The organism is Galliscardovia ingluviei (genome assembly GCF_014635685.1).
Lineage (GTDB): Bacteria > Actinomycetota > Actinomycetes > Actinomycetales > Bifidobacteriaceae > Galliscardovia > Galliscardovia ingluviei.
Genome location: NZ_BMDH01000001.1, coordinates 721,107 through 734,685, shown reverse-complemented (window position 1 = coordinate 734,685; position 13,579 = coordinate 721,107). Strand labels below are relative to the sequence as shown.

Here is a 13,579-nt window from a genome sequence, read left to right as displayed (position 1 = left end):
GAGTGGAGCTGATTAGATTTACTATACGAGAGCGTGTACTGCTTCGATACCAGCGCGAGCTGCCTGCTCATCTAAATAAGTGCCTTCATCAGAGCTGACAATGGTATTGGTGCCGGCAGCTGCATTGTGTTCAACAGTAAGTTCAAACTTCATCGGCACTCCAGTAGGCACATTGAGTTGTTGTATAGCATCGTCATCAAGGTGGTTGAGCACGCGCACAATTTGTCGCACTACTGAGCCATGAGTGACTATAAGTACTGTTTGACCTGCTGCGAGTTTCGGTAAAATTTCAGCATTCCAGTATGGTTGTAACCGCTGCCAGACATCATCAAGACACTCGGCACGAATAAGCGCAGGGTTAATCATATCAAGTTGATCAGCAAACTGAGCGCTATAGCGTGGGTCATGGCATTGTGCATACGGGGCATCTAATGCAAGTTCAGGAGGTCGCGTATGTGTGCCACGCCGTATTGCTTGCAACCGTTCAGCGCCTACTTGAGCTAACATCTCAGGTCTTGTCTGTCCTTGAAAAGCCCCATAATGTCGTTCATTGAGACGCCAAGTGCGATGCACTGGAATCCATAGTCGATCGCAGGTATCCAGCGCAATATTGGCTGTAGTAATAGAGCGAGACAGTAGAGAAGTAAACACCACATCAGGTTTGATATGATATTGCGCTAATAATTCGCCAGCATGGCGTGCTTGATCGCGCCCTTGCTCTGTAAGTGGGACATCAACCCAGCCTGCAAACTTGTTGACTGAGCTTTGTGTCCACGTACTTTGACCATGCCTCATAATGACTAACATGGTTCTACTATATCGCTCATAGTTCTACCATTGGTATTTCTGTGCCGTCGTGTTGTAGTAGTGGAGCGGAGATGGTTGGGAAGAGAAGGCGTTCTGGTTGTAAGTGTTATTCTTCTGCAACAAGATCCAGATACTCATCGCTCCACAAATCCTCATCACCGTCAGGCATAAGCAGTACACGCTCAGGCTGTAAGGCTTTTACTGCGCCCTCATCGTGCGTGACCAGCACAATAGCACCCTCATATTTGGCGATAGCTTTGAGAATTTCTTGACGCGAAGCGGGATCCAAATTATTAGTAGGCTCATCAAGCAGCAGCACGTTTGCTCTACTCGTCACTAAAGTAGCGAGAGCAAGACGTGTTTTTTCGCCGCCAGAAAGCACCGCCGCCGGCTTAAAAGCATCATCTCCGGAGAATAAGAAGGAACCGAGAATACTGCGCGCCTGCGTATCATTTAATTCCGGAGCGACCTGCTGCAAATTGCCCAGCACGCTATCTTGTAAGTCGAGCGTGTCATGCTCCTGCGCAAAATATCCAATTTTGGCACCCGTACCGAGCTTGACTTCGCCAGTATCTGGGGCTTCTAAACCAGCGAGTAAGCGCAATGTTGTTGTTTTACCAGCGCCATTCGTACCTAAAATCACTACGCGAGAGCCCTTATCGATGGCGAGGTTAATGCCAGCGAATACGATATTGGAGCCATACGCTTTGGAAATATCAGTTGCCAAAATTGGCGTGCGTCCGCAAGGTGCTGGCTCAGGAAATCGAATATCGGCAATTTTCTCTTGACGTTGTGCTTCGCTAGTCTCTTGCAATAGGCGCTCCGCACGGCGAATCATATTTTGCGCAGCCACAGCCTTCGTTGCTTTAGCATGCAGGCGCTCACCTTGTTTGAGCAGGCGCTCCGCTTTGCGCTCAGCAACTTCGCGCTCACGGCGGCGGCGCTCCTCATCGACAACACGCTGGTGCAGATAGGCTTTCCAACCCATACTATACATATCGATTTGCGCACGCTGTGCATCTAAATGCCATACTTTATTGACTACTTCATCAAGCAATTCTGTAGAGTGAGAAATAACAAGAAAACCGCCAGCAAAATGCTTTAAGTAATCGCGCAGCCACTCAATAGAATCCGCATCCAAGTGGTTGGTTGGCTCATCAAGAATCATGGTGTCTGCCTGTGAAAACAGAATACGCGCAAGTTCTACGCGCCTACGCTGTCCACCAGATAGATCAGCCAGAGGTCGCTTTAATACTTCCTGTTCAATACCAAGACTATGAGCCATTACCGTAGCATCTGCCTGAATTGAATAGCCCCCAGTAGTTTCAAAATCCTGCATGGCTTTGTCATAGCGGTTCATGGCTTTGGACATAATATCCGGGTCTGGATTAGTCATCTCATGTTCAGCTTTGCGCAAGCGCCGCACAATGCTATCAATATCGCGGGCACTCATAATACGGTCGAGAGCAGAGCGCGTTTGATCTCCAGAATGAGTATCCTGCGGCAAATAACCAAGTGTTCCCGAGACGCGAACAGTACCAGCACTTGGTAGGGTTTCTCCAGTAATGACGCGGGTTAAAGTTGTTTTACCGGCACCATTGCGACCAACAAGTCCAATACGGTCGCCTTTAGTGACATGAAAATCAGTTGGGTTAAGCAGTGTACGTGCTCCAATGCGAATTTCTAACCCCTGCGCGTCAATTGCCATAATACTCCAAGTATGTGTTGCTATAGATAAGCGTTGTCGTTGTAATGCTCAAATGCCCAGCGCTCTATCATAGCTTAACCGTGCTACTGAGTGCTACGCTTGTGCTTAGGGAGGAGCAGAGTTCATCGTTGCGCTTGAGGCGAACATACTATCGAACACATGTTCGTTTTTTGCATAGAATGCGCTATGGTTAGGAGAGCACATCTATCAGACAAGGGAAAACTGTGAGCGAACAAGTAGAGACATTATCGCATACCCAGCAAGCTGCACTCCAATACGCCAATGGTGATGCATTTTTATCCACGCTAATCAGCCAAGCGCCAATTCATAACGATGGCAAACATTGTATTGCCGATATATCTGCGGTACCGAATGATCTCAAAATAACCATTCAAGGAGCTCGTGCCCACAATCTTAAGAACGTTGATGTGGCATTTCCGCGTAACCGCATGGTGGTATTTACTGGGTTATCCGGTTCTGGTAAATCCTCTTTAGCATTTGACACATTATTTGCTGAAGGACAACGCCGCTATGTTGAATCATTATCAGCATATGCACGTCAATTCTTAGGGCAAATGGATAAGCCAGATGTTGATTTTATTGAAGGCTTAAGCCCAGCAGTCTCTATCGACCAGAAAACCACTAACCGCAACCCACGCTCAACAGTAGGCACCATTACAGAGGTATACGATTATTTACGCTTGCTCTTTGCTCGCACTGGCGTACCACACTGTCCAGAATGTGGTGAGCTAGTACAAGCACAAACTCCACAGCAAATTGTCGATAGCCTATTGTCATATCCAGAACGCACCCGCTTCCAGTTGCTTGCTCCAGTAGTGCGCGGACGCAAAGGCGAATTTGTTGATATGCTTGAAGTACTACGTTCAGACGGTTATGCACGCGCCCTTATTGATGGGCAGATGCATCAGCTCTCTGACGACATCAAACTTACTAAGCAGAAAAAACACACTATTGAAGTCGTTATAGACCGATTAGTAGTTAAAGAAGGTATCCGCCAGCGTTTAACTGACTCTGTAGAAACCGCGTTGAAACTTGCACAAGGGCTGGTAATTGCTGATTTTGTCGATAAAGACGAACAGGATCCGGAGCGTCGCCGACCATTTTCAGAGCACCGTTCATGCCCTAACGGTCACCAACTTGATCTAGACGAAATCGAACCACGAACGTTCTCATTTAACGCACCATACGGCGCTTGCCCAGCATGCACAGGATTGGGATTCAGCCTAGAAATTGACCCAGAATTAGTGGTTACCGACCCAGAAAAATCACTGGCACAAGGCGCTATTGAGCCATGGTCAACATCAAAAACAGCAACAGAATACTACACGCATCTGTTAGAAGGACTTGCAAAAGAGATGGGATTCTCTATGGACACCCCATGGCAAGACCTACCAGAAGATGTGCGCCAAGCAGTAATGTATGGCAAAGACTTCAAAGTTACTGTCTCATACCGCAACCGATGGGGCAGACTACGTGAATACTCAACTGGATTTGAAGGCGTAGTACGCACACTGATGCGCAGGCATGACGAAACAGACTCAGACTCTATGCGCCAATACTACGAATCGTATATGCGCGAAGTGCCATGCCAAACCTGCCATGGTAAGCGCTTAAAGCCAGAAGTATTAGCAGTAACCGTTGGTGATAAAAGCATTGTTGACGTCTGCGATATGCCAGTACGCGATGGACTTGCATGGGTGCGCTCGCTCAAACTCAGCGGGTCGGCACAAATTATTGCTGGCGAAGTACTTAAAGAAATACGAGCACGACTGGGCTTCTTAAATGATGTCGGTCTTGAATATTTGACCTTATCTCGCGCTGCAGCAACACTATCTGGCGGAGAAGCACAGCGTATTCGTCTTGCTACACAAATCGGTTCTGGACTAGTGGGCGTAATGTATGTGCTTGATGAGCCAAGTATTGGATTGCATCAGCGTGATAATGAACGTCTCATTGAAACTTTGCACCATTTGCGCGATCTAGGTAATTCACTGATTGTAGTCGAGCATGATCAAGAAACTATTGAAGAAGCTGACTGGGTGATTGATATTGGTCCTGGTGCTGGTGAGCATGGCGGTGAAGTGATTTACTCAGGTCCAGCAAAGCAGATTGTGCAAGCAAAACGTTCTATTACTGGCGATTATATTGCTGGAAGGCGTGCTATTACTGTACCTGCAACGCGACGCAAAGTAAATCGAGCCCATACACTGACTGTGCGAGGAGCAAGGGAACATAATCTGCAAAATATCGATGTTGCTTTCCCAACCGGAGTTTTTACCTGTGTAACTGGTGTATCAGGTTCTGGTAAATCAACTTTGGTGAATACTATTTTGTATCCAGTACTTGCGGATGCGTTAAATGGTGCTCGTATTGTGCCAGGTAAGCATCGACGAGTTGAGGGTGTAGATCAGGTCACCAAGGTAATTCATGTGGATCAAAATCCTATCGGACGCACGCCGCGATCCAATCCTGCAACATATACGGGAGTTTGGGATAAAATCCGCGCGCTATTTGCAAAAACTCCTGAAGCACAAGTGCGCGGATATGGTCCAGGTCGTTTCTCTTTTAATGTTAAAGGTGGTCGTTGTGAAGCCTGCCATGGTGATGGCACGTTGAAAATTGAGATGAACTTCCTACCAGATGTTTACGTTGATTGCGAAGTATGCCATGGTACGCGATATAACCGCGAAACATTGGAAGTTCTATACAATGGTAAGTCCGTTGCTGATGTGCTCAATATGCCTATTGAAGAGGCTGCACAATTCTTCTCTAGCCATCCTGCGATCTCACGCTATCTCGATACGCTGGTTGATGTAGGGCTTGGTTATATTCGACTTGGGCAGTCTGCGCCAACACTGTCTGGCGGTGAATCGCAGCGCGTGAAATTAGCAACTGAATTACAGCGGCGCTCAGATGGTAAAACCGTATATATTCTTGATGAGCCTACTACAGGATTACATTTTGAAGATGTGCGCAAACTCCTTGATGTACTACAAGGGCTGGTTGATAAAGGCAATACAGTTATAGTTATTGAACATAATCTTGATGTAATAAAATGTGCTGACTGGATTATTGATATGGGTCCAGAAGGCGGCGATGGCGGTGGTACTGTGGTTGCTCAAGGAACGCCTGAACAAGTAGCACAGGTGCCACAAAGCTATACAGGTAAGTTCTTGCGTGACATGCTACAGCAATAATTGCGCTAGATTAGGATGCAATTAGGCGGTATAGCTAAGCGCTTAGTAAGCAGTGCTCAGTACAGATGCAGTACCAATTGAGTGCAACTACAGTAAGTATGCCGAGGTATGCAGCATAGTAAGTAGAAGTAGAGGGCGATATGCAAGCTCAGCAAGATGACAATACTCACCTCGCATCAAGCGGGGTTAATAGTAATGGTGCGCCATTGCTAGGTGATTCTCGAGATACATTTCGCCCTAAAACATCTGATATTCCAGCATTGCCTGGCGTATACAAGTGGCGTGATGGTCAAGGGCGAGTAATTTACGTTGGCAAAGCAAAAAATTTGCGTAACCGACTGACTAACTATTTCCAGCCATTGCACCAACTACATCCACGAACGCAAAATATGGTGTTGACGGCTCGTTCATTGGAATGGACTGTTGTAGGCACTGAGCTAGAAGCACTTACGTTAGAGTATACGTGGATTAAAGAATTCGATCCGCGCTTTAATGTGGTATTTAAGGACGATAAAACATACCCATATCTGGCAGTTTCTCTTGGAGAATCGGTGCCAAGAGTATGGATTACTCGCAGTCGTAAGCGTAAAGGAGTGCGATATTTCGGTCCATACGCCAAAGTGTGGCCAGCTCGCCAAACTTTAGACATGCTGCTGAAAAGTTTTCCAGTACGTACATGCACTCCGGCAGTTTTTCACAAAGCACAACTCACTCACCGCCCATGCTTGTTAGCATCTATTGGTAAATGCTCGGCTCCGTGTGTGGGCAGGATTAGTGAGCAAGAGCATCGTAGACTTGTTGAACAAATTGTTGGTGTATTTACCGGCAGGTTAGGTAAACAATATGCCGATGAACTGACCGCGCAAATGAAAGAAGCCAGTGCTGCACTTGAATTTGAACAAGCAGCAAAACTACGCGATCGCCTTGCAATGTTGAACACAGTTCTTGAACAAAATGCCGTGGTGATGGATACCGATGTTGATGCAGATGTGTTCGGGTTTGCGGCAGATGAACTTGAGGCCTCCATTCATGCATTCTTTGTCCGTTCAGGAGCTATTCGAGGAGAGCGCAATTGGAGTGTCGAGCGCGTTGAGGATATTGATGACGCACAGCTTCTTGCAGATTTTATTGAACAAGTATATGCAGATATTGCTAAAGAGGATTTAGCTCAGACACAAGGGCATCAGAAAGAGACTGCCCATACCAGTGGCTGGCGTTCAACCTCGGCACTCCATGTTGAACAACGTCGCGAGGCTCTGGCTCCAACGCAGCATGCCACAGTACGGGATGCTCAAGAGCGTGCCCAGGCAACCAGAGCGCGCAATCTTAGGGAATCAGCTACTGGCAGGGATGATTTATTAGCACCATTTTCACCCATTCCTCGGCAAATTATTGTTCCAACAATGCCAGCGCGTAGTCATGAGCTTGAGACTTGGCTCACCGGCTTGCGTGGTTCTAAAGTGAGTATTCAGTCTGCGGTGCGCGAACAAAAACGCGAACTCTTAGAGCGTGCCAATGCTAACGCAAATCAAGCCTTGCAACGCAGTAAATTAAGTAGAATTAAAGATGTTGGTACAAGAACACAGGCAATGAATGAAATTGCTCGTGAATTAGGGCTTGATCGAGCACCATTGCGCATTGAATGTTACGATATTTCCAATACCGTTGGAGGACAATACCAAGTAGCTTCAATGGTTGTGTTTGAAGACGGTATCGCGAAGAAAAGTGAATATCGCCGTTTTGCTATTCGCGGGACAGATGGCAATGGTTGTGTGGATGATCTTTCTGCACTATATGAAACGCTGACACGCCGTTTTAAGCATGGCAATATTGCTGGAGATAGCGGCGAAAGCATGGATAATGAGCGGCGTGCACAAGAAGCTGGTGTTGATGCATCCCAGAGTGTACAGCAAAACACGAATCAGCGTCATTTTGCATACCGACCTAATTTGATTGTGGTAGATGGTGGCAGACCGCAGGTTTTGGCAGCAGCACGAGCATTACATGATTGTGGTGTTGATGATGTGGCATTATGTGGTTTGGCTAAGCGACTTGAAGAGATTTGGCTTGCGGATGATGAGTATCCGGTAATTATGAAGCGCCAATCAGAAGGTATGTATTTATTGCAACGTGTTCGTGATGAATCACACCGTTTTGCCATTACATATCATCGTAAGAAGCGCACGCAGGCGGGATTACGTTCGGCGCTGGATAGTATTGAGGGTATTGGCCCAAGTCAGCAAAAGCTTTTGTTGAAGCATTTTGGTTCAGTACGAGCTATGCGCAGTGCCAGTGTTGAAGACTTCATGCAAGTGGAGGGCATTGGTCAAGTGAAGGCTGAACGTTTATTTCATGCCTTGCATAAGGATGAACATGCGGATGCTTCATAATACGTGTCAATAATGCGTACCAATAATACATGTCAAAAGGCATATAGATATGTGCAATTGGATAAGCCAGAAGCTAGCATATGAGTAAAGGAGAACCTATGCAACCACCAATGCTTCATCATGCTGCAGTGCTCGGCAGTCCAATTGCGCACTCATTATCGCCAGTAATTCACAATACTGCCTACCGAATTTTAGGTTTAGCACAGTGGCAATACAGTGCGTGTGACGTGCAAGAGCATCAGCTTGCAGATTTTATTGCTTCACTTGATTCCTCGTGGGCAGGGCTGAGTCTTACTATGCCGCTTAAACAAACGATTATGGATATGGGTGAGCCAAGCAATGTGTGGGCAGAAAAACTTGGTGTAGGCAATACCGCGATTTTCACGTGGGTGCATGGGTCATCTCGGCCGCGTATTGCAATATACAATACTGATGTTGCTGGTATTTATATGGCGTTGCAACATGCCTCCTACAACCATGCGCATAGTCATGCCCATAACCACAATCTTGCACAAGCATATGATGGTATAACTAATGCCAATGCGCAGCGAGCTAATATTTCAACGTTTGGCACCAGTCAGCCTAGGGCTTTGATTATTGGATCGGGCAATACTGCACATTCTGCAATTGCTGCTTTATCAACGTTGAGTTGTGGCAGTGTCACGCTTGCAGCGCGATCAGTGAACAAAGCGTATGCACTTGCTCCGTTGGCACAAAATTTTGGCATGGATACCGATGTTATTGCATTGCAACAGGTGGTTGCGGCGCTGATAGATCGTGAATATGACATTGTTATCAGTACATTGCCTCCGCATGCTGCTGACGGATTAGCGCACGAACTGGAGCAAGCAATGGGAGCCGCACATCAGGGCGCTCGTCATGCTGCTAGCCGATCCTCGCGGCAATGGGGCACGCTGCTCGATGTGGCGTACGCTCCTCATCCTACAGCACTGGTGCAAGCGTGGAATGCTTTGGGAGGGTGTGCTGTAGGCGGTGAAGAAATGTTGTTATTCCAAGCATTACCACAACTTTCATATATGACGGGTATTGCGCTTGAAAATATGCCTACTACACTGAGTGAACAGATTCGCCAGAAATTACAGGAGGTATTGCAATGAGTGATATGCAACCTACTCAAACTGAATCGCAAGATCAAGAGTTTGAGGTGTTATTGATTACCGGTATGTCTGGTGCAGGTCGTTCTCATGCTGCAGATTCTGTAGAAGATATGGGTTGGTATGTTGTTGATAATCTGCCGCCTAATCTACTGGTTCCTCTTGTGGATATGATGACCTCTTCTGGTTCTAAAGTGCATAAACTTGCTGCTGTTATTGATGTGCGTTCGCGAGCATATTTTGATGATTTGGCACAAGTGCTCAATCATTTAGATGATTTAGGGGTTAAGTGCCGCATTCTGTTTCTCGATGCTAGTGACGATGTGCTTATTCAGCGCTATGAGTCAGTGCGCAGACCACATCCTTTACAGCATGGGCGTAGGTTAATTGACGGCATTCATGAAGAGCGCGTGCTGCTTGAACATTTGAAAGACCGTGCTGATATTGTGCTGGATACATCGTCTACGAGTATTCATGAGCTATCAACGGCATTGTATGAGGCATTGCTTGGTAATGGTACGGACACGATGGCGGTACATATTTTTAGCTTCGGTTTTAAGTATGGTATGCCACTGGATGCTGATTTCGTTGCCGATGTGCGGTTTTTGCCGAATCCGTTCTGGGTGGAGCAATTACGTGAGCTGAATGGTAATGATCAGCCGGTATATGATTATGTACTTGGTAGTGCTGGTGCTCAGCACTTCCTCGATGCGTATAGTGAGGCTATTGAAACTGCTATTCATGGCTATATTCAGGAAGATAAGCATTTTGTTACGATTGCTGTTGGCTGTACCGGAGGTCAGCATCGTTCAGTGGCTATGAGTAGGGCATTGGCGGATCGTTTGCGTCGTAAGGGCTTGACAGTGACGGTTTCGGCGCGTGAACTTGCTCGTCATCAGCATGCGTAGTGTGTTTTGCGGCTTATATTCAATCTCAATATGTGAAAATATTTCATATTTCAGCAAAATTGTTTTCGGCGTGTCGTAGTCTTATGGCAGAGTAGACAAGTTGCGTTGAGATGTGTTCTAGATGTGACACAGAGTTTTTTGAAATTGCAAGGTGCAATAGTTTGCATAAAAGGAGGGTAGCTCTTGGCTCTGATTGATGAAGTCAAAAATGAGCTGGCGGCTATTAATGATGGATCGCCATCCGCCAAGAGAGCTCAGGCAACAGCCATGATTCGCTTTGGTGGAACCATTCATCTGGTCCGTAATCAGGCTGTAGTTGAATGTACATTTGATTCCCATGCTGCAGCGAGCTGGTTACGTCAAGCACTGAAAGAAGTGTATGGCAGAGACGCAGAGCTATACCGCATCGATTCAAATACGGCCAATGGCGAGGTAACCCGTCATGTTGTGCGCGTATTCAAAAATGGTTCTGGAAATGCATTATTACGCCAGACCGGGTTGCTTGATTTGCGCACATCGCGTATTACACGTGGTTTGCCACCAAATATTATTGGCAATAATGACATTGCTGCGATAAAAGCAGTATGGCGAGGTGCATTCCTTGCTCGTGGCGAGCTTTCCGATCCAGGCAAAGCAGGGTATTTAGAAGTGGCATGTCCAATGTCGGAAACTGCACTGGCATTAGTTGGCATGGCTCGTCGTCTTGGTGTCCAGGTGAAAACACGCCAAGTTCGTAATACTGAACGCGTGGTATTGAATGACGCTTTTGCTATTGAACGTTTGCTGACGAATATGGGGGCAGTGCACACCGCGCGTGAATGGAGCGGCAAACGTAATGATGGCGAATCTCGCGGTAAAGCGAATCGTTTAGCGAATTTTGATGATGCTAATATGCGCCGTAGTGCTAAGGCGGCTGTTGAGGCTTGTGCAAAAGTACAGCATGCATTCAAGATTCTGGGCGATGATATTCCAGAAAACTTGCGTGCTGCTGGTCAATTGCGTCTCGATCACCGTGATGCCACCCTTGAAGGCTTAGGTCGCTTGGCAGATCCTCCAATCACCAAGGATGCTATCGCAGGTCGTATTCGTCGTCTGTTGCAGTTGGCAGCGAAAGTCGAGCGTCAACGCGCGGAACAGGGTGATGTACCTCACACTCATCAAGAACCCCATGTAGAATCGGTACAGGCAAGTAATACGTCAACTCATGCAATGAACGCACATGGCGTATCTGCCCAAACGGAAAGGATTACAATGAAGACACTCAAGGATCTTGGTGATCTCAAGGGTAAGCGCGTATTGGTGCGTGCCGATTTTAATGTGCCACTTGATGGAACAACTATTACTGACGATGGTCGTATTCGTGCGGCTTTGCCAACTATTACTACTTTGCGCAACGAAGGTGCAAAGGTGATTGTGATGGCTCATTTGGGTCGTCCAAAGGGCAAGGTTGTTCCGGAGTTGAGCTTGGCACCTGTAGCTGCACGTTTGGGTGAGTTGCTCGGTATCACTGTGCCACTGGCAGCAGATACCTATGGTGAGGACGCACAAGCCAAGGTTGCAGCAATGTCCGATGGTGATGTGGTATTGCTTGAGAACGTGCGCTTCAACCCTGAAGAGACCAGCAAGGATGAAGCAGAGCGTGCAGCATATGCAAAGAAGATTGCAGATCTGGGCGATGCTTTTGTATCCGATGGTTTCGGTGTTGTGCACCGTGCTCAGGGCTCCAACTACGATGTTGCTGCTGATTTGCCAGCTGCTGCAGGTTTGTTGGTGGAGAAGGAAGTAACCGCACTGTCTAAGGCAACCGTAAATCCAGAGCGCCCACTGACTGTTGTATTGGGTGGTTCCAAGGTTTCCGACAAGCTCGGTGTTATCGAGAACCTCTTGGGTAAGGCAAACCGCCTCGTAATCGGTGGTGGCATGGTCTATACCTTCTTGAAGGCACAGGGTTATGAAGTCGGCACTTCCTTGCTTGAAGAAGATCAGCTCGATAAAGTTAAGAGCTACATTGAAACTGCAAAGGCAAACGGCGTAGAACTCGTTCTGCCTACAGATGTAGTAGTAAATGCAGGCTTCCCAGCAGGGGACACCCCAATCAATCCTGAGGTTGTTCCAGCTGACGCTATTCCTGCAGATCGTATGGGTCTTGATATTGGTCCAGAATCTCAGAAGCTGTTCCATGATGCTATCGTCAATTCCAAGACTGTAGTATGGAATGGTCCTATGGGCGTATTTGAAGTTCCTGAATTTGCAGCAGGTACTCGCGCTGTAGCTCAGGGCTTGGTAGATGCTACTGCAGCTGGTGCATTCACTATCGTTGGTGGCGGCGACTCCGCTTCTGCAGTACGTAATCTGGGCTTCCCAGAAGATGGCTTCTCTCATATCTCCACTGGTGGTGGCGCTTCCCTCGAATTCCTCGAAGGTAAGACTCTTCCAGGTTTGAGCGTACTTGAGTAGTAAGCTGTAGAGCATGCATTGGGAGGGACAGATTCTGTTCCTCCCATACTTTTTCTGCTATAGTGTGTATGCGTATTAGAATCTGTGTTATGCTTCTTTGCGCACCCTATGCTTATTCGCTAGAGTGTGATGCAGATTGGTAAGGGGAGGTATGGTGAGCCGTAAGCCACTGGTTGCTGGCAATTGGAAAATGAATTTTGACCATATTGAAGCAACATATTTCGTACAAAAGCTCGCTTGGATTTTGCGTGACGCGCATTTTTCTTATCGCAATTGCGAAGTTATGCTTATGCCTCCTTTTACATCTATTCGTTCAGTGCAAGTGCTTATTGAGTCTGATCGTCTTAAACTCAGCTATGGCGCGCAATATGTTTCAGTGACGAATCAAGGAGCATTTACCGGCGATGTATCTGCTGATATGTTAGCTGCACTGGGATGCTCATATGTGTTGGTTGGGCATTCAGAACGGCGCAAATATCATCCTGAAGATGATGCCAATATTGTCGATCAAGTGCGTGCTGTGCTTGCCGCTGGTATGAAACCTATTTTATGTGTCGGTGAGAGTTTTGAAGAGCGCCGCCAGGGTATTGAATTAGAGTACGCTGTGGGACAGGTGCATGATGTAACACGCGACTTATCAGACCAGCAGGCGAGTGAATTAGTTATTGCATATGAGCCGGTGTGGGCTATTGGCAGTGGTATGGTTGCTACTCCTCAAATTGCTCAGCAGGCGGCTAGCGCAATCCGTTCACATTTGCGCTCGGAATATGATGACAATGTTGCTGATCGTGTTCGAATTCTCTATGGCGGTTCGGTAAACCCTTCTAATGCCTCAGAGTTGATGGCAAGCGGTAGGGATATTGACGGCTTTTTGGTTGGTGGTGCCGCCTTGGATGCAGAGCAGTTTGCTACTATTGCAAGGCTTACCGCAAAAGCTGCAAGTAAACGTTAAAACGCTAATCTGTCCTCGAAATAC

Annotated in this window: 8 protein-coding genes and 1 pseudogene; 7 read left to right on the top strand and 2 right to left on the bottom strand. The window is 47.1% G+C overall.

The genetic code is table 11. The features are described 5' to 3' along the window. Window positions 1–21 precede the first annotated feature (21 nt). The gene (locus IEU85_RS03060; RefSeq protein ID WP_188354739.1) at window positions 22–807 is read right to left on the bottom strand and encodes a 2,3-bisphosphoglycerate-dependent phosphoglycerate mutase; all 786 of its coding nucleotides are present in this window, start codon (window positions 805–807) and stop codon (window positions 22–24) included. Between the two features lie 106 nt (window positions 808–913). Next, window positions 914–2,515, bottom strand: coding sequence for an ABC-F family ATP-binding cassette domain-containing protein (locus IEU85_RS03055; RefSeq protein ID WP_188354738.1), 1,602 nt, complete (start codon window positions 2,513–2,515; stop codon window positions 914–916). Window positions 2,516–2,823: 308 nt separating this feature from the next. On the opposite strand from IEU85_RS03055, the gene uvrA reads away from it, so the two are divergent. The 7 genes and pseudogenes from uvrA (at window position 2,824) to tpiA (ending at window position 13,555) form a co-directional block, all read left to right on the top strand. Continuing rightward, a complete protein-coding gene (gene uvrA / locus IEU85_RS03050) occupies window positions 2,824–5,733 on the top strand; it encodes an excinuclease ABC subunit UvrA (protein WP_229714743.1) in 2,910 nt (969 codons plus the stop codon). A gap of 140 nt (window positions 5,734–5,873) precedes the next feature. After that, a complete protein-coding gene (gene uvrC, locus IEU85_RS03045; protein ID WP_188354736.1) occupies window positions 5,874–8,123 on the top strand; it encodes an excinuclease ABC subunit UvrC in 2,250 nt (749 codons plus the stop codon). A 98-nt stretch (window positions 8,124–8,221) separates the two neighbouring features. Then, window positions 8,222–9,241 (top strand): shikimate dehydrogenase family protein, encoded by a 1,020-nt coding sequence (locus IEU85_RS03040; protein ID WP_229714701.1) that lies wholly within the window; start codon window positions 8,222–8,224, stop codon window positions 9,239–9,241. Beyond that, a complete protein-coding gene (gene rapZ / locus IEU85_RS03035; protein ID WP_188354735.1) occupies window positions 9,238–10,146 on the top strand; it encodes an RNase adapter RapZ in 909 nt (302 codons plus the stop codon). The genes IEU85_RS03040 and rapZ overlap by 4 nt, the downstream gene beginning before the upstream one ends. 183 nt (window positions 10,147–10,329) lie before the next feature. Continuing rightward, window positions 10,330–11,280: pseudogene (whiA, locus tag IEU85_RS08665) on the top strand (DNA-binding protein WhiA); the annotation flags it as partial. 117 nt (window positions 11,281–11,397) lie between these two features. Further along, a complete protein-coding gene (locus IEU85_RS08660) occupies window positions 11,398–12,603 on the top strand; it encodes a phosphoglycerate kinase (protein WP_229714742.1) in 1,206 nt (401 codons plus the stop codon). Window positions 12,604–12,754: 151 nt separating this feature from the next. After that, the gene (gene tpiA / locus IEU85_RS03025) at window positions 12,755–13,555 is read left to right on the top strand and encodes a triose-phosphate isomerase (protein WP_188354733.1); all 801 of its coding nucleotides are present in this window, start codon (window positions 12,755–12,757) and stop codon (window positions 13,553–13,555) included. The last annotated feature ends 24 nt before the right edge of the window (window positions 13,556–13,579 follow it).

Bases quoted from the DNA above. Each gene is read 5' to 3' on its own strand.
- IEU85_RS08660 (WP_229714742.1), top strand. From the start codon at position 11,398: ATGAAGACACTCAAGGATCTTGGTGATCTCAAGGGTAAGCGCGTATTG.
- tpiA (WP_188354733.1), top strand. From the start codon at position 12,755: ATGGTGAGCCGTAAGCCACTGGTTGCTGGCAATTGGAAAATGAATTTT.
- IEU85_RS03055 (WP_188354738.1), bottom strand. From the start codon at position 2,515: ATGGCAATTGACGCGCAGGGGTTAGAAATTCGCATTGGAGCACGTACA.
- uvrC (WP_188354736.1), top strand. From the start codon at position 5,874: ATGCAAGCTCAGCAAGATGACAATACTCACCTCGCATCAAGCGGGGTT.
- rapZ (WP_188354735.1), top strand. From the start codon at position 9,238: ATGAGTGATATGCAACCTACTCAAACTGAATCGCAAGATCAAGAGTTT.
- IEU85_RS03060 (WP_188354739.1), bottom strand. From the start codon at position 807: ATGTTAGTCATTATGAGGCATGGTCAAAGTACGTGGACACAAAGCTCA.
- IEU85_RS03040 (WP_229714701.1), top strand. From the start codon at position 8,222: ATGCAACCACCAATGCTTCATCATGCTGCAGTGCTCGGCAGTCCAATT.